This window comes from Paraburkholderia phytofirmans OLGA172, assembly GCF_001634365.1.
Classification (GTDB): domain Bacteria; phylum Pseudomonadota; class Gammaproteobacteria; order Burkholderiales; family Burkholderiaceae; genus Paraburkholderia.
In genome coordinates this window covers 757,818-776,288 of record NZ_CP014578.1, presented here as the reverse complement: position 1 = coordinate 776,288, position 18,471 = coordinate 757,818, and the positions used below count along the sequence as shown (strand labels likewise).

The 18,471-nt window shown below is 59.4% G+C and carries 16 protein-coding genes and 1 pseudogene; 4 read left to right on the top strand and 13 right to left on the bottom strand.

The genetic code is table 11. The features are described from left to right. Positions 1–9: 9 nt before the first annotated feature. The gene (tnpC, locus tag AYM40_RS03290) at positions 10–1,533 is read right to left on the bottom strand and encodes an IS66 family transposase (RefSeq protein WP_082854926.1); all 1,524 of its coding nucleotides are present in this window, start codon (positions 1,531–1,533) and stop codon (positions 10–12) included. Between the two features lie 185 nt (positions 1,534–1,718). Between tnpC (AYM40_RS03290) and AYM40_RS43575 the strand changes: the two genes are divergently transcribed. The 3 genes from AYM40_RS43575 to AYM40_RS03280 all read left to right on the top strand — a co-directional run bounded on the left by AYM40_RS43575 (position 1,719) and on the right by AYM40_RS03280 (position 5,088). Then, positions 1,719–2,060, top strand: coding sequence for a DUF5372 family protein (locus AYM40_RS43575; protein WP_158515232.1), 342 nt, complete (start codon positions 1,719–1,721; stop codon positions 2,058–2,060). 180 nt (positions 2,061–2,240) lie between these two features. Then, positions 2,241–2,705: a helix-turn-helix domain-containing protein gene (locus tag AYM40_RS03285; protein WP_063494968.1), complete on the top strand. Its 465-nt coding sequence runs from the start codon at positions 2,241–2,243 to the stop codon at positions 2,703–2,705. 289 nt (positions 2,706–2,994) lie between these two features. Next, positions 2,995–5,088, top strand: coding sequence for a recombinase family protein (locus AYM40_RS03280; RefSeq protein ID WP_063494967.1), 2,094 nt, complete (start codon positions 2,995–2,997; stop codon positions 5,086–5,088). A gap of 31 nt (positions 5,089–5,119) precedes the next feature. On the opposite strand, the gene tnpB (AYM40_RS37925) is transcribed toward AYM40_RS03280, so the two are convergent. From tnpB (AYM40_RS37925) to AYM40_RS03255, 6 genes are all read right to left on the bottom strand, one after another. Next, the gene (gene tnpB, locus AYM40_RS37925; protein ID WP_148662090.1) at positions 5,120–5,275 is read right to left on the bottom strand and encodes an IS66 family insertion sequence element accessory protein TnpB; all 156 of its coding nucleotides are present in this window, start codon (positions 5,273–5,275) and stop codon (positions 5,120–5,122) included. 106 nt (positions 5,276–5,381) lie between these two features. Further along, entirely contained in the window at positions 5,382–6,962 is a 1,581-nt protein-coding gene (gene tnpC / locus AYM40_RS03275) for an IS66 family transposase (protein WP_063494966.1), read from the bottom strand. Between the two features lie 30 nt (positions 6,963–6,992). After that, a complete protein-coding gene (gene tnpB / locus AYM40_RS03270; RefSeq protein WP_063494965.1) occupies positions 6,993–7,349 on the bottom strand; it encodes an IS66 family insertion sequence element accessory protein TnpB in 357 nt (118 codons plus the stop codon). After that, positions 7,325–7,813, bottom strand: a complete 489-nt coding sequence (locus AYM40_RS03265) for a transposase (protein WP_063494964.1) — start codon at positions 7,811–7,813, stop codon at positions 7,325–7,327. Before AYM40_RS03265 ends, tnpB (AYM40_RS03270) begins: the two co-directional genes overlap by 25 nt. Before the next feature lie 102 nt (positions 7,814–7,915). Further along, positions 7,916–8,329 carry an IS66 family insertion sequence element accessory protein TnpA gene (tnpA, locus tag AYM40_RS41210; RefSeq protein WP_063494963.1) on the bottom strand — a complete coding sequence of 138 codons (414 nt, stop codon included), beginning with the start codon at positions 8,327–8,329 and terminating at the stop codon, positions 7,916–7,918. Positions 8,330–8,619: 290 nt separating this feature from the next. Continuing rightward, on the bottom strand, positions 8,620–9,069 hold the full coding sequence (locus AYM40_RS03255; protein WP_063494962.1) for a hypothetical protein: 450 nt from the start codon (positions 9,067–9,069) through the stop codon (positions 8,620–8,622). Between the two features lie 131 nt (positions 9,070–9,200). Here AYM40_RS03255 and AYM40_RS42190 point away from each other — a divergent pair. Further along, a pseudogene (locus AYM40_RS42190) lies at positions 9,201–9,493 on the top strand (hypothetical protein); the annotation flags it as partial. Between the two features lie 145 nt (positions 9,494–9,638). Here AYM40_RS42190 and AYM40_RS03250 read toward each other — a convergent pair. The 6 genes from AYM40_RS03250 to AYM40_RS03225 all read right to left on the bottom strand — a co-directional run bounded on the left by AYM40_RS03250 (position 9,639) and on the right by AYM40_RS03225 (position 17,604). Further along, positions 9,639–11,531, bottom strand: a complete 1,893-nt coding sequence (locus AYM40_RS03250) for a polysaccharide biosynthesis protein (RefSeq protein ID WP_420488458.1) — start codon at positions 11,529–11,531, stop codon at positions 9,639–9,641. Further along, on the bottom strand, positions 11,528–12,562 hold the full coding sequence (locus tag AYM40_RS03245; RefSeq protein WP_063494961.1) for an MraY family glycosyltransferase: 1,035 nt from the start codon (positions 12,560–12,562) through the stop codon (positions 11,528–11,530). The genes AYM40_RS03250 and AYM40_RS03245 overlap by 4 nt, the downstream gene beginning before the upstream one ends. 8 nt (positions 12,563–12,570) lie before the next feature. Continuing rightward, a complete protein-coding gene (locus tag AYM40_RS03240) occupies positions 12,571–13,527 on the bottom strand; it encodes a UDP-glucose 4-epimerase family protein (RefSeq protein ID WP_063494960.1) in 957 nt (318 codons plus the stop codon). Next, entirely contained in the window at positions 13,524–14,369 is an 846-nt protein-coding gene (locus tag AYM40_RS03235; protein ID WP_063494959.1) for a glycosyltransferase family 2 protein, read from the bottom strand. The genes AYM40_RS03240 and AYM40_RS03235 overlap by 4 nt, the downstream gene beginning before the upstream one ends. Positions 14,370–14,531: 162 nt before the next feature. Then, positions 14,532–16,559 (bottom strand): ArnT family glycosyltransferase, encoded by a 2,028-nt coding sequence (locus AYM40_RS03230; protein ID WP_063494958.1) that lies wholly within the window; start codon positions 16,557–16,559, stop codon positions 14,532–14,534. A gap of 109 nt (positions 16,560–16,668) precedes the next feature. After that, a complete protein-coding gene (locus tag AYM40_RS03225; protein ID WP_063494957.1) occupies positions 16,669–17,604 on the bottom strand; it encodes a glycosyltransferase family 2 protein in 936 nt (311 codons plus the stop codon). Between the last annotated feature and the right edge of the window lie 867 nt (positions 17,605–18,471).

Sequence of the window (18,471 nt, the reverse complement as noted above, 5' to 3'; positions counted from 1 at the left end):
TCTAGGCGTTTAACGGGCGAGCGGCAACAGTTCGTGCACGCGATTGACAGGATACGACGGCAACTTCTGAAGTGTGTCCTTGAGCCATGCATAGGGCTCGAAGGCGTTCAGCCGAGCCGTGCCGAGTAGCGAGTACATCGTGGCGGCGGCCCTTGCGCCACGCGGCGAGCCCGCGAATGTCCAATTGGCTCTCCCCAGGGCGATAGGGCGAATTTGACGCTCGAGAGCATTGTTATCAGGCAGCAGGATACCGCTCTCGGTGTAACGAACGAGCGCCGGCCAATGGCGTAACGCATAGCCGAAGGCTTTCGCGAGCGGCGCCTGAGCCGGCAAACCGATGACGTTGCCTTCCAGCCAATGCCGGAACTGTGCGAGCACCGGCAGCGCATCGATTTGCCGCGCCGCATATTTGAGATCAGGTGTTTGGTCCCGGATCCGCGACTCGATCGCATACAGGCTGGCAATCCACTGCAGCGCCTGCGCCGCAAGTCCCGGTTTGCTCTGCGCCTTCGCGATTTCGAAGAAGCGTCGACGGCAATGGGCCCAACATCCGACCTCGACTATGTCTCCGGTTTCGTAGAGTGCGCCATGTCCACTGTACGCGTCCGCCTGCAGATAACCTTTGTACTTCTGCAGGTACCGCAGCGGATGCGAACCGGAGCGCGATTCGGCGAACTCGAACACGACCGCTGGCGGGTGGTCAACCCAGACGCCGTTCTCCTCGCGCTGGCCCGCGCCCAGGTATCCCCATAATCGTGCCGTGCGCGTCGCCGTGCGACCCTTCTCGAGTAATGGCAGCGTCGTGTCGTCGACGTGCATGCGGGGTGCCTGCAACTGGTGAGCCCGTAGCGGTGGCAGCAGCACTTCGAGCAGTTCGGCTGCCGCCAGCTTCCATTCGCACAGCGTTGCCCGGGGCAGGTGCACACCACGTCGTGCATAGCGCATCTCCTGCCGGTTCAAAGGCAGGTGATCGACGTAGGTGTTGACCAGGATGTTAGCCAGCAGGCTCGCGCTCGCATTGCTCTTTGGCAGCGGCGAAGGCTGGGCACTTGCGGTCACGATGGTCGACTCGTCATCCTTCTTCGCCACGTACTTGAAGCGGATATGTTCAATGACCGTGAGCCTCGACGGCTCGTAGTGCAGCGTCTCGCTGCGCTCCTCGCCGATACGCTCGAGCGAATCGAATGCGGCTTTCTGTTCGTCCTTCAGATCGTATTCAACGCGCTCGCGCGGCAGGTCCTTCGGCAGCACCGGACGGCCCTTGCGGGTGTGGCCCGCGACCGGAACCTGCGCCGGCTCAGGAGGAACGGGCAACTCTGTCGCGGCGTCGAACAGTTCCGCCTGACCCGCCAGCCGCTCGGAACTGACGCCGAAGCGCGCACGGTTCGCCTGGGCAATCTGGTGCTGCAGCGCTTCCAGTTGCTCCCACAGCACGCATGCCAGCCGGTTCTGTTCGAGCGCGAAGGCTTGCAGCGCGTCGGGCTCGACCGGCAATTCCGCGACAGTGATGGCGGTGGGCGGCATGGCTATCATGATGCCCAACTCGCGCTACGTTTACAAGATCGGGGGAGCGTTGTATCTGCGCAGGCGACAGCGAGTTCAGCTCACGCGCGTCACCGCGACGGCGCGATGTGGCTCGCGTGCCGGGATCTCAATACCTTCGAGCCAGGCGTTGAGTTCGGCGAGCGTGAAGCCGCGTTGCGCGAGCGCTAACGGTGATGGAAAGCGTCCCCGTTCAAGGCGCTTGTAACATACCTCGAAATGCAGGCTCTGGGGCTGCCACAGAACATCTTGTCCGCATCACTCACCCGTTCCACCCGTTCAGCGGACAGCAACTTCTTTGTGTCGGTGAGCGCTATAACCGGTCTGGCCGACGTCTCCTGCTGCGCATCGACGACAAGAGTTATTGCTCCGTTCCTCCGAAGTGGACCGATATGAGCGTGCCTGATCCCGAGATCTCTATCGGACGAGAGCGCGCGTTGTTCACGGTCAACGACTTGATGGAGCTTGCGCTACTCGTGAGACGCCTTTCGTACAGGCGTGCCGGGAGCGGTACTTGACCGTAAAGGGATTTTTGCCGCACATGTAAGATAATTAACGCCGCCAAATTCAAGGATACGTCTTACGACATGGGCATAGATCGGCTTATTAAATGCCAAAAACTGAACGTCCTAGAGCTTGACAAAGCCTGTTTCGCGGCATAATTTAATTACAGTGAGATACAACCATTTGGAGTGAATGTGCCGCCCAATGAACGCAAGCGCTCGAAGACGGATGTCCTCGCGGAGGACGGTACGCTGAATCCAACGCCGTCGAACGTTCTCGATGCCAAGTTCCAAGAGGGTGGATTCTTCGATCCCCATGACGCTGTGCAGGTCAAGTACGAGATGTTGCGTCGCGTTTCTGTTGAGAAGGCCTCCATAACGCAGATCTCCGACGAATATGGTGTTTCGCGGCCAACCTTCTATCAGGCGCGGGCGGACTTCGAGCAAGGAGGAATCGCAGGGCTGGTTCCGAGGAAGCGAGGGCCGCACGGTCCGCACAAGATCCAGGGCGAGGTGTTGGCGTTCCTCAAGTTACAACACACGCCCGGAGAACCACTTCGGGCGCGCGAACTGGCAAAGCTAGTTCGCAAAGAATTTGGTCTGGATGTACACCCGAGAACGATCGAGCGAGCGTTCGGTGTAAAAAAAACGGTGGAATAGCGGGATGCTGTGCTTGGCCGTCGGCCGTGTCGGCGCCGATCACCGCGCAATACGAGGTGATGCGTTCCGCCGCTCTTGGCCAGGCCTTGCCTGTAGAAGCCCGGCGCGGACTCAGCGTCTTCCTTGCGCGAGGGATGTGGGCGTGGGCACGCATGACGGTTCCGGGGCGTGCACCGCCCACCGAACCAAATGTTACTCGGTCATCGTCGAACGCTCAGCCCATCGAGCGCCAAGGCTTTATCTACGTACTCGCAGGCATGGCTGTGACGGTCAATGAGCGGAGAACACCGTGAACGCGTCCCTTAAAGTTCAGCCTCACCACCTCGAACGGAGCGCTTACCTCTACGTCCGGCAGTCGTCGATGCGGCAAGTCCTCGAGAACGTAGAGAGCACAAAGCGACAATATGCCCTGCGTGGACGCGCGACGGCGCTCGGCTGGCGTGACGAGCAGATCGTCACTATCGATAGCGACCAAGGGGAGTCTGGAGCATCGGCGTCCTGGCGGGAGGGGTTTCAACGATTGGTCACTGACGTGGGCATGGGCCGCGCAGGCATCGTCATGGGCCTGGAGGTGTCACGCCTGGCCCGAAACAATGCTGACTGGCATCGGCTCCTGGAAATCTGCGCGCTCGCTGATACGCTGATTCTCGACGAAGACGGGATATACGATCCAGCTAGCTTCAATGACCGGCTCCTGCTTGGGCTCAAGGGAACAATGAGTGAAGCTGAGCTCCATGTTCTCAAAGCGCGCCTACGAGGCGGCATTCTGAACAAGGTGAATCGAGGCGAGTATCGGTGCCTGCTACCGACCGGCTTCGTATATGACGACCTTGGTAACGTAGTGCTTGACCCAGATTCCCAGGTCAGAGAGACCATCACTTACTTCTTCGAGACATTCTTGCGAGTCGGCTCTGCCAGCCAGACGGTCAAGGTCTTCAAGAAGGAAGGCCTCCTGTTCCCGTCCCGCATGCGCAATGCGAAGTTCTTAGTCTTCCAGCACCTCACCGCGTCGACGGCACTTCGGATGTTGAACAATCCGCGCTACGCAGGTGCTTACGCCTACGGCCGGCGGCATTATCGCCGGCTTGCGGACGGGCGGAAAGTGCCGAGAAAGCGTGATCGCAATGACTGGCTTGCTTGCATTCCGGACGCCCATCCTGGATACATTACCTGGGAGCAGTTTCAGCAGAACCTTGCTGTTCTGGAGATGAATGGTCGCGGGTACAAAGTTGCGCGATCGTCGCCACCTCGCGAGGGAGCTGCTCTACTGCAGGGACGCGCCGTCTGCGGACGCTGTGGTCGGCACCTTCGACTCCGGTACGCTACGCGGCGGGGGCGACAGGAAGCCTGGTATGTTTGCGATCGAGCACAAGGCGCTCGTGGAGAACCTTGCTGCCAGTCAATTGCGGGAGCACCGATTGATGAGGCAGTTGGCGCATTGATCGTCGCGTCGATGACTCCGGCTGCCGTTGAGTTGGCATGGGAGATACGCAGGGAAATCGAAGCGCGTCACGATGAAGCCGACCGATTACGCCTGCGCGCCATCGAACGCGCCCAGTTCGATGCGGATCTTGCGCAACGGCGCTACATGCTGGTCGACCCGAGTAACCGACTGGTCGCCGACACCCTCGAGCAAGAATGGAACGACAAGCTGCGCATACTGGCCGACGCGAGAGAACAAAGGGAGCGTAGCCAGCAGCAGGAGCGTCTCGTACTCGACGATGCGATCCGCGACCGGCTCATTGCAATGACAGCGGACTTCAAAACACTTTGGCGTGATCCATCGCTGGCGAATCGAGAGCGAAAGCGGCTGCTAGCCTACGTCGTCGAGGACGTCACACTGGTCAAACTTCCAGACGAAGGGACAACAAAGATTCACGTTCGCTTCAAGGCCGGCAAGACTGAAACGCTCACGGCGCAGAATCCCAAAACATCTGCACAACAGGTCAAAACCCAGCCAGAGGTCCTGGAGCTCATCGACAAGCTTCTCGATGACCATACGTGCTCTCAGATTGCACAGATCCTTAATGATCGGGGTATCCGCCCCGGCGGTTGTGTCCGTCCAGGTAAGAGCAACATTCGGTTCGACGCACTGCGCGTCTCATACATCGCACAGCGAAATGGACTTCGATCCTGCCGCGATAGATTGCGGGAACGAGGCATGTTGACGAAGGAGGAAGCTGCGACCCGCCTTGGAATTCACGTCGTCACGCTCACAAGGTGGGTCGAATACGGCCTCGTCAAACGACACGCCTATAACGATTACGCGTTTCTCTATGAAGTCCCGGATTCCAACCCGCCAATAAAGCACAGCAGCCGATGGGATCGACTCACTAACCGTGCGAAAGCGGCGCAAGCGAGCGTAGCATCTAAAACCCTCTGATCCGCGAATAGGAGTTGCAGTATGAATCCAGCTAGTTGTACCAGAGCGCGAAGCCGGTGCGATCCCAGTAAAGGCATTTGACTTTCGAGCGGTCGCGCCCGACGAACACGAACAGATTGCCGGAGACAGGGTTCTGGGCAAGCAGTGGTTCGACCAGATACGACAGGCCGTCGATGGATTTGCGCATGTCGACCGGCTCACGGCAGATATACGCACGAACATCGTATGCGGTCCATTGACGACGCCCCTCAGAGTGACGTCGAGGAACGCGTCATATTTGTTAGTGACAGGGATCAGCGGAGTTCGGCAGGCATCTTCCAGGGGAGAAGCGCGTCGTAGTCGTCGACGGTTTTTGCCAGCGCCAGCTTCGTAAATAGCCAGGTAAGGTATCGATACGGGTCGATCTGATTCGCCTTCGCAGATTCGACCAGGGTATAGAGATTCGCGCTTGCACGGGCACCGTCAACGGTGTCAGCAAATAACCAGCTGCGGCGTCCAAGGCAGAAGGGGCGGATCGAATTTTCGCAGGCATTGTTTGATATTGGCCAACTGCCATTCTCGACGTAGCGAACGAGCTTCGGCCATTGCCCGCGCAGGTAGTTCAGCGCCTTGCCAAGCAGGCTATTGGGCAGGACGGCAGGCAGCTGTTCGAGCATCAGCTTCTTGATCGCGTCGAGCACGTGTGCGCTGTATCGGCGTCGCAACCGCTGCCGTCGCCCGACGGTCCACGTCTCGCTGCGCGCTTCGGCGGCGAACAGTTTGCCGAATAATTTGATGAAGCGGGTCGCAAGCAGATCCGGCGTGCGCGCAGCCTTGGGAACGTTGTCCTCTGCCTTGACGAAGTACCGTCTCGCGTGAGCCAGGCATCCAAGGTGGACGAGCTGGTAGCGCTCCGCGATGCCGTTGTACGGTTCATACCCGTCGGTCATCAGGACTGCACCCTCGCGGATGCCGGCGAACAGTTTGTCGGCCAGCTTACCGCCACGTCCGGGTGTATAAGTGAAGCATCGTATCGGGATACCCGAACCGGTCATCTGCGCCCACAGGTAACTCTTCGTTTGTGGGCGACGTCCTTTCTCTTTCAGGACCTGGAACGTTGTCTCGTCGCAGTAGATCACCTCTGCATCAAGTAGCGCGTCGCGCATCAGGTTGATCACGGGCTGTGCAGCCACACCAACCCGGACCATGCTCGCGGCGACCGTGTTCGACGAGATGTCGCCGCCGAAGCGGCGCAGCAAGCCCGACTGACGGTAAATCGGCATGCCGAACTGATATTTGCCGGCCGCTATCCACGCAAGGGCCGATTCGGTAAACAGCCCGCGCGGAATGATCCGCGGCGGCGCCGGCGTCACCTTGATGCCGAGATCGCAGCACGGGCACGCGTATTTAACGCGCTGGTGCTGGACCACACGAACCTGTTCCGGGATCACGTCGAGCTGCTCGCTGGTCTCGACACCGATCTCAACAAGAGCATGACCGTCGTGAGCGCAGAAACGTTCTGCTTCGGGAAGTTCGTGACGACGGACCTCGCGGGGCAGATTGGGATCGAGCGGTTTGCGGTGACCACGCTTTTTGCGTGTGTGTTCAGCGACCTTCGTTTCCGGAGTATCTTCCTGCGCGGGCGTGGTGTTCGTGCCGAGCGCTTCGGCTTCATTGAACAGACCGGGCTGCTCAGAGGCGCGCGCTTCGCTCTTCGCGCCGAAAAGTTCACGCCGATAAGCTCGTAGCCGCTCTTCGGCGAGATCGCGTTGTGCGGTCACAAGGCGCAATTCGCCACGTAAAGCTTCGCGCTCGTCCCGGAGTTCACGAGCGGCGTTGCGCTCGTCGAGCAACTGCTTCAGCTCTTCAGCAGTGATCGTCACGTTGATCGGCATACCGCTTAGACCAGTCTGCTGATGACATGTTCAGCTTACCCGGGCATAGTTGCGTTTGGGATGTCGCTGGACCGCCGTGATGTTGATGCCCTCGATAAGCCAATGCAACTGCTCCACGGACAGCGTTACGATCTGCGTCTTGCTATCAGGCCAGACGAAATGGTCCTTCGCTTCGAGTCTTTTCATCAGGAGCCAGAAGCCATTGCCACTCCAGCCGAGAATCTTGATCTTGTCGCAACGCCGGTTGCCGAACACGTAGAGCGCTGACGACATTGGATTCAAACGCATCGCCTGCTCGACAAGTATCGACAGGCTGTTGATGCCGGCCCGGAAATCGATGGGATCGCGGTGCAGGTACACCTTCAGATCTTTGTCGAACCGGAACACGGCATCCTCCCGAGCGTGTGGATCACCGTGATCAGTTCGTCGATGCTAGCCTCACCAACATCGAATTCGACGCCGTTCGAAAGACGCACGCGCAACGAGAGGGTCATCGAAGGAACTGAAGCCGACGATGTTGGTGGCAGTGCCACCGGCGGATCTGCAGTCGACACGACCGGCACGAATGCCGACGGTGTACCCGAGAGGTCGATCGGGACGCCATCGGCGACCATCGGCGCTTGGGCGACCTTCTCGCGCTCTACCTGGGCCTGGCTCTTCTGATACCGCGCGATCCAGCTGCGCAGCAGGTTCGGATTGAGTTCGTGCTCCATTGCAGTCCTCGCGACGGAGACGCCAGGCTGCAGACAAAGCTGCACAAGTTCATCGCGAGCAGCATCGTCGTATTCACGACGACCATCTCGTTTCCGGCCGATCACCAACCGGCTAAGCAAATCTCGTTTCTCACTCATACACTCTGATGCCAGCTGTCCACGTGGACACGTAGCATCAGAGTGTTACGAATTTCGCTCAAGGACGTCGTTGACGGACCGCATACCGAACATCGGCTGCGATCAGCACCGGCTACCTCCGAGCTGTCCGAGCACGAAACGCACGATGCGCTCGGCATGAGCACCGGTCAGCTCGATGCGAACACCGGCGAGCGACAACATCACCCGATCACGCGAAGATGACAAAGCGTCCGCCGTCGACGGTGGCGCAGGAGTGGCTGGTGCGGTGTCCGGATGGGAAACGATAAATGCAGCGTCTGGTGTGACCGCGAGCGGGTGCGCGCCTGCTCGTGCCTCGCCAGAGAGCTTCTTGCGCCACAGGCCGAAGGTACTGACGGCGAGCCCCTGCTCACGACAGAAACGTCGACGGCCCAGTCCGCTTGTGGTCCATGCCATGACCATCTCGCGCCAGAATGCTTCGCCTTGCCGGGGGCGCCGTGCGCCCGTCGGTACGGCCTCGCCCGTTGCGTCGTCCATTGCCTTGCTCCGTCGTTACGATGGCATCACCTTCGCACCGCGCTTACGCGCGTTCAAGACGGGATGCGCTGACGGATACTCCCAAAGGGAGCTACCTTAATGCTGGCAGATTGGTCCATACGCAGCACCGCCATGATGAAGCCGACGATCCGTTTCGGTTTGCCGAACACTCATTCCGGGAATCCGAACAGGTGTTTCGGCAAATCGAACAACCGTTTCGGAACACCAGCGTCTTTGTTCGACTTCAACCGAAACGCGTGTTCATCTTCCAGCGAAAACCCTGTTCGACATCAACCGAAATCTCTGTTCGGCTTCGCCGAAATACGCAGCGTGACTTTCCACAGCATCGAAAAGGTCGCAGACCCGAAGGTCACATAGCCGGTTGAAATACAGTTATCCGATCGTGGATCGCATAAGATGGTCAACTTTTGCTTGCCGCTGAAATCGAGGTTGACCGCCGGGTCAACCCCACTGTGCTGCGCCGCCAGCACGCTGTAGACAAAAGAATAGCTTTGCTTTGACGTTTTCGTGTGATCGCCCAGAATAACCAGCGTGCCGCTGTCCTTTGGAGCGGGATCGAAGTGCAGCTCAGCCGTGTCGGCCATTTGCGTGACACCAGTCATCACAACAGGGCGCGAATAGCCATCGGCTAGGACGTTGCCTGCAATCGAAACCAGAATGAAAGACACGACGAGATCGCCAACATGGGGGCGCTCGGCTAAACGGGAATCCAACAGCATGACTAAATGGCAATTCTTTTCAGTGGCGCGGCGAGTGCATTGCTGCAGATACCGGCGATGCGCTAGCTAACTGGCCGCTGATTGAAACCTTAGTCCGTCCCGGCCGGTTTTTCGAGGCCCGCTTATTTCATTTGTATGATTCGGCGTCTTCGCTCAGGCGCGCCCTCAAGCTTAGTTTCGCGCTCGTGTTTCTCGTCTCACTGCCGGTCACATTGTTGATCGTGCGCTACGCGCATCGCACGAAAAATTCTCCACCGATACCGATCTGGCTGGGGTGCGGAAAGTCCAATGTGCGCCCGGCACCGCGAATTGTCAGAACGAGCATCCTGATCGGCTGGCGGTGTCGACCCCACAGCTGCATCACGCCATCCAGCTGTTGAGGGAGAGGATTCTGGGTCTCGTGGCGTGCCGCCGCTCACTGTTCGTCATCAATAACACACCCAGGTTGGATCGGCGTCCAACTTTTGGGGTGCAGTTCAACAGGCGCCTTTGTTGTGCCTTTGTTGTTCTTCCATGCTGCAGTGAAAGGTTCGCTACTCACCTTAGGCGCCGACGCGCCCGAAGCATCACTACGACGCGCGAACGCTGGTCACCGATGGCACGCTCTGCAGAGGCGCTGATAGCGTCGGCTGATATTCAGGCACCCAGCGACGCAGATCGCGACGCACGTCCTGGTCGGGCAACACTCGGTGTTGCATCAACCAGGGCAGCAACTCATCCAGCAGGTTATCCGGTACGCCACGAGCCTGCGCGATCCGCAGTTTCGGATGCGGCGTACGTGTGGTTGTTTCGTCGTCGGCGAGCAATTCCTCGTAAAGCTTCTCACCCGGTCGCAGCCCCGTGAACACGATCCTAATGTGCTCCTCGCTGAACCCATACAGACGGATCAGGTCGCGGGCCAAGTCGACGATCTTCACCGGCTCGCCCATATCGAGAATAAAGATCTCGCCGCCGCGTCCCATGCTCGACGCCTGCAACACCAGTTGCGAGGCCTCGGGAATCGTCATGAAGAAGCGCGTGATCTCCGGATGCGTCACCGTGACCGGACCGCCCTTGGCGATCTGCTGCTGGAACTTCGGAATCACGCTGCCTGCGCTGCCCAGCACGTTGCCGAAGCGCACCGTCTCGAAGTGGGTGCGCTTGCTGGTTTGCTGCAAGGCCTGACACGCCATCTCAGCGAGGCGCTTGCTCGCACCCATCACGTTGGTCGGGTTGACGGCCTTGTCCGTCGAGATCAGGACGAAGTGCTTCACGTCGTGACGTATCGCGGCGCGCGCCACGCGGTAAGTACCCAGCACGTTGTTGCGGACCGCCTGCCACGCGTTCTGCTCTTCCATCAGCGGCACATGCTTGTAGGCCGCGGCGTGAAACAGAATGTGCGGCGCATGGCGCGACAGCACCTCGTCGAGCAGCAGCGAATCCTTGGCGTCGCCGATCACCGGCACCACCGGCAAGCCCGGGAAGCGATCGTGCAACTCTTCCGTGAGCTTGTACATCGCATACTCGGACAGATCGAACGCGACCAGTTGCGCCGGCTCAAAGCGGAGGATCTGACGGCACAGTTCCGAGCCGATCGAACCGCCCGCTCCCGTCACCATCACCACCCGATTGCGCAGCAGGGCTTCGACGTGCGGCGTATCGATCTTGACCGGATCGCGTCCCAACAGGTCTTCGAGGTCGATCTGCCGGACCCGCGACAGGAACGCCTCACCTTGCGTCAACGTGGTCAAGGCCGGCAACACCATGGCGCGAACTCCAGCGCGCACGCAAAGCGTCGCCACGCGGCGCTGCGCTTCCACGGAAGCAGAAGGGATCGCGATGATGGCGTATTCGGTCTTGAGCGACTCTGCCAGTTTCGGCAGCTCGCTGATCGAGCCAAGCACCTTGTAGCCGTAGATTTCGCGGCCATGCTTGGCCACATCATCATCCAGCAGGCCAACCAGACGCCACTCGCTCGAGCGCGACAGTTCGCGGGCGAGGCTCGCGCCTGCGGAGCCCGCGCCAAGCACGACAACGGGCTTGCCCTGGCCTACGAGACCGCCATACAGATAGAACTCCTTGGTCGCGCGGTAGAGTGCGCGGGAGCCGCCCATGACAAGGAACAGCAGCAGTGGCGAGACCACCAGCACGGAACGCGGCACGATCGGAACGGGTTGCACCATCACCGAAACCACCATCGCGACCAGCGCGCCGGCGATAACCGACTTCGAGATGCGCATGAGGTCCGGCAGGCTCGCGAACACCCACATGCCGCGGTACAAACCAAAGATGCGGAACATCACGCCATAGACGGGCAGCACCCAGAACAGCGAACGAAATGCGCCGTTCATGAAATCAAACGGGACCGAGCCGTTGAAGCGAATGATGTAAGCGGTCAGCCATGCCGCCGTGACCGCAAACAGATCGAACAGGAAAGCACTGAGGGACAGTAGTGAGGCTTTATTTTTGAACATCAGCGTCATACCTCAGAGGATTGTTCAGACAGTGTTGATTGAAAACGACGCCAACGCAGATCCACCGCAAGGCCCAACAGACAGAGAACGGCGATCCACGCAGCGACGACGCACCATTGAACAGCCGGAGGGCGGCCAAGCGTATAGACTGCAAGCATTATGCCCGCCACCATCACTACATACCAGGTACTGGCGGTTCTGGCGTGCCCCATTCCTGAACGCACCATACGCTGATAGTAGTGCTCCCGGTGAGCTTGCCAAAATTTCTCGCCGCGCAACAGGCGCCGCGCCAGGGTGATTGACGCATCGGTGATAAACGGCGCGAACACCATAACCGGAAACCAGATAGGCCAGGCGCCGCGGAGCCAGCCCCAGTAGCCCAAAGCGCCGGCGAGAAAGCCTAACGAGATCGAGCCGGCATCGCCGAGGAAAATCCGCGCTGGGTGGAAATTAAACAACAGAAAGCCCAGCGCCGCCCCCGCGACCAAAGCGCACGCGAGAGCCAGTTCGGGCAGTGGATGGCCCCCTGTCAGCGCTGCCACGGCATAACCGCCGAAGCCGAATAGCGCCATACCGCCGGCCAAACCGTCCGCGCCGTCCATGAAGTTGTAAAGATTGACCAGCCAGATCATCAAAAATGACAAGGCGGCGAGCATAAACCAGGGCACCGGCGCCGGATAGAGAACCACGAAGCCGACGGCTGCGATCAGATGGGCCGCGAATCTGACGCGAGCTGGAAGTCCGCGACGGTCGTCGATCTGCGACACCGCGGCGAGGAACGCCGCCGCCACAGCCGCACACCACAGGCTCGGGGCAGCCAGCAGAATGCCCACCACCGAGACCGGCGCGATGCCCCACCCCCCTACTCGCGGCGTGGGCCGGACATGGAGCGAACGATCGTTTGGGATATCGGTGGCAAGACGCCATGCCAGCCCGGTTCTCAGCAAAACCAGCAGAATCAGCGCGCAGGCACACGCGGCCATCAAGGCAGCCAGTGCGGTATCCGCCCAGAGCGTCGTCGTAAGAGCTTGCGTGACCATGGACGACCTCAGTGCGCCGCTCGATACCAGCGGGCGGTTGCGGCGAGCCCCTGATCGGTTGAAAAGGGAGGCTGCCAGCCGAGCGCCGTGCGAATGTGGCTCGTATCGACCTGCAAACTGCCGATTAAACGATCGACCTGGGCAGAACGACCGGTCAACCGGCCCGCCACGCGCAACCAGCTCACCGGCACGGGCACCAGACGAGCCGGTGCATGCAAGTGTTTGGCCAAGGAGCGAGCCAGCTCGGCAACGGTCAGATCCTCGCCATCCGCGACGTGAAAACGCTGGCCCGCCGCCTGCCGGTCGGTCACGCAGTGCACCAGCGCATCAGCCAGATTCTCGACGTAGACAAGACTGCGCTTCGCGCGAATGGCGCCGAGCGGCAAGGGCAAGCCTTTGGAGATGGCCGTCATCAGGTGCAGAAAATTGGCGCGCACGTCGGGACCGTACACGAGCGGCGGCCGGACGATCACAATCTCGAGCCCGGACTCCTTGCCATATTGCACCAGGGCCTGCTCGGCCTCGTATTTCGACTGGCCATAGGGGTCTTGCGGCAACGACGGGGCGTCCTCGCGCAGTGGGCGCCCGGCATCGGCCTCCGCTGCCGCCTTGATGCTGCTGACGAAGACCATGCGCCGTACGCCTTTTGCGCGAGCGGCCTGCGCGACCCGCAAGGTCCCGTCGACATTCGTCGCCCGGAATTCGGCAAGCGGATCCGAAGCCACGTCCTGCATGACGTGAACACGCGCCGCGAGGTGCACGACGCAGTCAGCCTGAAGTGCGTCAGGCCAAGCCTCGGCGAGCGCCGCAAAATTCTGCCCCGTGTGCACCCACTCCTGCGTACCCGTCAGGCAGCCGCCCGGCTGACGCACCAAGCCGGTCACCGTATGACCGCCCTGTAGCAGCGCGCCGCACAGGGCGCGTCCGACAAAACCGTTGGCGCCGGTGACGAGAACATGACTCATAGCCACTTCCAGCCAAACCGGTTGAAAAACTTGAACGCAGACGCGACGAACATCTGGATGTGCGTCGACCCTTTGCGCGCGGCGCCGCCGCCGTGGTGGAGCACCCGCACATCCGGCGTGTAGACCACACGTGCGTGCTCGTGCGTGCGCATGCTCAGGTCGTAGTCTTCGAAATAGAGGAAGTAACGCGGATCGAAGCCGGCGAGCCCTTTCAGCAATTCCGTGCGGAACAGCATGAAGCAGCCGCTCACAATAGGCGGGTCCCAGACTATGTCGCGGTCATTGATGACATCGCGCATTTCGTAGCGCGAGAGTCGTCTCGCGAACAGACGCGCGATACTGGCCGGCAGAAATCCTCTGACAAATAGATCGAGCAGGGTCGGATAGCGGCGGCACAGGTACTGCAAACGCCGTTCGTCGTCGCCAATCCACGGCGTCAATAGACCTGCCTCAGGATGTTTGGCGAAGAAATCGAGGGCGTTTACCAAAGCGTCGCCGTCGAGATCGATATCCGGATTCAGGACGAGGTGGTAACGGCTCGCAGACCGTTCGATTGCCAGGTTATGGCCGCGCCCATACCCGACGTTACCGTGGCCGCTGATCACAACGGAGGGAATGCCACGATCGTGCAACGCACGCAGTTCTGCGGAGATGTCCGGCAGTTCACCGTTGTCGACCAGGTAAAGGGTGACCGTAAAAGCAGGATTGTTGACGCGCAACGCATTGCATGCGGCCTCCAGACTCGACAACGTGCGAGTGAGAAGCGCCAGGTCCGGCCGGTAGACGACGACGGACACGGACAAGTTATCGCTCTCAGGACGGGGCGCGTTTGTAGCTGTCATGTGCGAAAGTGAGCGTCGTCTTAGCGACACTTATGTATGTTTGGCCCGCGACGGAACCCCAATTTTGCTCATATTGGGGTGCTTCGGCAACTTGCCTTTCCTTTTGTTACGGCAGGAAACGCGCCGTAAATATTGAGGAGGCTCTGGGCGTGGGGCTTTCGTTCAGGGCTGGGCTGGCGTCCGGATCAGTTCCATGGAGTGCAGCCTGAACGACCTCAGGCGATTGTCGGCGTCGATCTGCGGCTTGAAAGGAACGTGGTCATTTGCGGCCAGATTGAGCTGGAAGGCTCTCGCAACCGGCCAGCTTTCGCAGGTCAACGGCAGCATTATGGTCTGCACACCTTCCTTAACAAGCGGCAGCGTCTGGTCCAGGCACCCGGGACTAGTCACGTGGAGGATTGGTTGCTTCCGAGCAATTCCCTGAATGAATTCATCCGGCACCTCGATTGTCATCCTAAGGGCGTTCTCGTTCGAGCGCTTGAGCATCACCGCCGCGTCGACACCCACCCACGCGTCACGGTCACTCTCTCGCTGGAATATGCCCCGTCTATGCGAGTAGTCCTCACGGGCAAAGTCAAGTCCGCTGGACAAGTTTGCTGGATCGCTGTCTTGCGGCGTGAATGGAGGATAAGGCTGGATGGAATCCAGCTTGTACAAAGCGCCTCCGTTCAGCTTCAGGAGCGTGCTGTACTGTGACTCGTCCAGAACGTTGTGGATCGACGATTGGCTAATCCCTTCGGTGTACATGTCTGTCACGAAGTACTTGTCCCGGACCGCATTGAGTCTTTCGGGCGACCAGTGCTCGAAGTTCATGAATTGACGCTGGGAAAACAGTGAAATGCTCGGCGCCTGCCACCAGCCAGTACCAAAGATGGTCGCATCGCGCGGCAATGTGCGCACCTTGTTCGCCACACTGAACATGTCCAAGGCGTAGCTCGGAGGTTGCGGTGGACGAGTGACGGTTTCCCCGCTTCGAATCAGGAGCAGTTGGCAAATCACCACCGGTACGAGCGCAAGCAGCATGACCGCACGCACACCCCGGCGATCCGACACGGAACGGTCGGGGCCCCCAACCGGACGGCGCCACGTCTGAACAAGCACCACCACGATGAGACAATGCAACAGCAGCAAGCCATCGACGATTCGACGCAACCAGGTCATCGCGTCCGGGCTGATGAAGATCCACCAGAAAAAGTACAGCCCAGTGACGAACAGGAGCACCGCGAGAACCAGGCGGACATGCGCAGACGTCCTACGGTCGACGGCAAAGATCGAGCCGAGCACAAGGGGCACAATGATGAATATGGCTAGCATCGGCGCAGCCACGCCCGTCATGTCTGCAAGAATTGACAAATGGTGCAAGCCCTTGCTCCGAAAGCCTTGGACAACATCGCTGTGCTTTGCTCCCGATTGCATCCGAATCTGCTGGAATTGCAACCGCCACCAGCTAGCGTAGGTATGCGCAGTTCCCACTTCGACGAACCGGAATATCTCCCAAGCCACGACCGGCGCGGCAAATCCGACCCCAAGAGCAATCAAGCGACGCCATCTGTGCGGCTGCGTCAAAATCAGGCATGCGAGAACCAACATCGCAGGGGCAACACAAACCAGCGCTACGACCTTCGTCAGGTAGGCCATGCCGAACAACAGGCCGGCGACAGACAGTCTGCGATGATCAGGAATGCCACGCACTTTGCCCGGCGCCAACACGAAGATCGCGGCGAGGAACCAGACGAGTACCGGGATCTCTCCGTATCCGTTCATCGAGTATTCGATGAAACCCGGAGTCGCCATGCATGCCATCGTGCCAAACAGGGAAAGCCACAGCGGTACGCCGACGCGACAGGCCAGAGCAACCACCACGCAAATCAGCGCGACCACGTAGAAAAGATTGACAACCTGGCTGGTGAACGGCGTAATGCCACCTACCCAGAATGCGAACGCCGCGGGCAAGATGTATGGCCCATCCGTTTGCGCTGGAAACGTAAAGAACTGGTCGTAAAAGAATCCGTAACCTTCCCCACGGGCGAAAGACGCGGCCGTGTTGAGATTCATCGCCCCGTCGAAGCTTGGAGGCGCGACCATCGAGTAACGCACCAGACCGATGAGGGTGTAGGCAACGAGTGCGCCAAACAGCACACTTGCCACAATCGCTACGGTTGACGCCTTCGCTCGATTCGATGCTTGCATCTGGTATTGAATGGTGAGTCCGCCTCAGGATGTCGCCAGCATATAGCTCGCCCGCTGTCTCGATGCACAATCGCCCCAACGACACCGGGGCGAAAGCACGGCGAGATCATCATTGGCGCGACGTGGAGGACGGTCCTGGCACCGCCAGATAAGCAAAACGTTTCGCTTCAAGTCTGCCTTTCGTCACCGTATCGAGTACCAGTCCACAAACGAGGAACAGAAAACCGAGCAACACCAGCGCGGCGCACAGGATCGCGGTGGGCATGCGCGGCACAAGCCCTGTCTCCAGGTAAGTCTCGAAGAGGGGGATGGCGAGGATGATCGAGAGCAGCAGACTTGCAGCAAAACAGATGGAAAAGAACGCCAGAGGACGCTCAAGCTTAAACAGCTTGAGAATCGTCATCAGAATCCTGAAGCCGTCCCGGTAGGTGTTGAGCTTGCTGACCGAGCCTTCCGGCCTGCTCCCATAGTACGTGTCCACTTCCGCCACCGGCATGCGCAACTCCAGAGCGTGCACGGCCAGTTCAGTTTCGGTCTCGAAACCCAGCGCGTGGGCGGGGAACGATTTCACGTACCGGCGCGAAAAGATGCGATAGCCGGACAACATGTCGCGAAACGTACGGCCAAAGATTGACGCGGCGAAGCCGGTAAGCATGACGTTGCCGAGACGGTGGCCCGTCCGGTAGGCCGCAGCTTCATCCGACACGCGGCAACCCACCACCATATCAAGGCCATCGTTGACGAGGGTCTCGATTAACTGAGGCGCAACGCTGGCGTCATAGGTATTGTCGCCGTCGACCATCACATAGACGTCGGCATCCACATCACCGAACATGCGACGGATCACGTTACCCTTACCCTGAAGCGCAACGCGACGTACCTGGGCACCTGCCGCACGCGCAACTTCCGACGTTCCGTCCGTTGAGTTGTTATCGAAAACGTATATCCGGGCGTTCGGAAGATACTGCCGAAAGTCCGCGACGACCTGAGCGATGGTGCTCGCCTCGTTGTAGCACGGCAAGATGACCGCAACATCGTGATCCACTTCTTTCCCTCGTTCGTCGATCGGCGTAGCCGGGGCGATCTAATTCATACGAGCGCAAGCCCCGCCCCAGAACACCGCTAATGTTCAAAGCCGACATGATACCTGCCCTTGTCTTTGAAATGACCAACTGGCGACGGGAAATACACGGTTTTAGTCAAAAAGCGACACCTTCCGATCAAATGTCTCGGCGTGAGAGACTATGTGATAACCACCGAGCGAGTAGTAACGAGTCGACGAACTTACGTTTTTGTTTTGTTAAATACAAACGATTTTAAGCGGCTTAATATAAACATCAGCCCTTACTCCGAAAAAGCACGATCTTCATCGTGGACTGTTGCCGAATTTCGGGCACTCGTTCGAGGGCCGCTTTTGAAAACAAGAGCAAGCAAATCGAAAATTGAGCGCACACTGCCCCCCGGAGCGGGAAAGTCCCGCCCAACAAACAAGTCAACGGACAGCTTGACGGAACACAACACCGCCTCAATCTCAGGTGCGACTCAAAAGCACCCAACGATCTGAATGGCATAGCGGTCCATTCTCGACGGGAGCCCGTCTCGGCCGGGGACAGGGTACCGAACTAATGACTTCGCTATAATCGCTGCTTACAATCAGCCTTCCGGCACGCTGGCCGATGTTCCGGCACTGCGTGCACTCGTGCTGGCCGGTAGCGCTAAGTCGGTTGCGATGACACAAACCCGTTGAACGAGTCGGACATTGACCCGAAACCACGTCACCCCTCACTCCGTAACGATGACTCGCCAAGGCACAACTTCAGCTAATGCCGGTACGCGAAGGCCGGCCCGATTTCGTCGCAAGGAGCAGAGGTCGACAACCGGCAGTCAAAGTCGTGCAACACACAATGGAGCA

Excerpts from the sequence above, each read along its gene's own strand:
- tnpC (WP_082854926.1), bottom strand. The coding sequence starts at position 1,533 with ATGATAGCCATGCCGCCCACCGCCATCACTGTCGCGGAATTGCCGGTC.
- AYM40_RS43575 (WP_158515232.1), top strand. The coding sequence starts at position 1,719 with ATGGAAAGCGTCCCCGTTCAAGGCGCTTGTAACATACCTCGAAATGCA.
- tnpB (WP_148662090.1), bottom strand. The coding sequence starts at position 5,275 with ATGCGCAAATCCATCGACGGCCTGTCGTATCTGGTCGAACCACTGCTT.
- tnpC (WP_063494966.1), bottom strand. The coding sequence starts at position 6,962 with ATGCCGATCAACGTGACGATCACTGCTGAAGAGCTGAAGCAGTTGCTC.
- AYM40_RS03265 (WP_063494964.1), bottom strand. The coding sequence starts at position 7,813 with ATGAGTGAGAAACGAGATTTGCTTAGCCGGTTGGTGATCGGCCGGAAA.
- tnpA (WP_063494963.1), bottom strand. The coding sequence starts at position 8,329 with ATGGACGACGCAACGGGCGAGGCCGTACCGACGGGCGCACGGCGCCCC.
- AYM40_RS03255 (WP_063494962.1), bottom strand. The coding sequence starts at position 9,069 with ATGCTGTTGGATTCCCGTTTAGCCGAGCGCCCCCATGTTGGCGATCTC.
- AYM40_RS03250 (WP_420488458.1), bottom strand. The coding sequence starts at position 11,531 with ATGACGCTGATGTTCAAAAATAAAGCCTCACTACTGTCCCTCAGTGCT.
- AYM40_RS03245 (WP_063494961.1), bottom strand. The coding sequence starts at position 12,562 with ATGGTCACGCAAGCTCTTACGACGACGCTCTGGGCGGATACCGCACTG.
- AYM40_RS03240 (WP_063494960.1), bottom strand. The coding sequence starts at position 13,527 with ATGAGTCATGTTCTCGTCACCGGCGCCAACGGTTTTGTCGGACGCGCC.
- AYM40_RS03235 (WP_063494959.1), bottom strand. The coding sequence starts at position 14,369 with ATGACAGCTACAAACGCGCCCCGTCCTGAGAGCGATAACTTGTCCGTG.
- AYM40_RS03230 (WP_063494958.1), bottom strand. The coding sequence starts at position 16,559 with ATGCAAGCATCGAATCGAGCGAAGGCGTCAACCGTAGCGATTGTGGCA.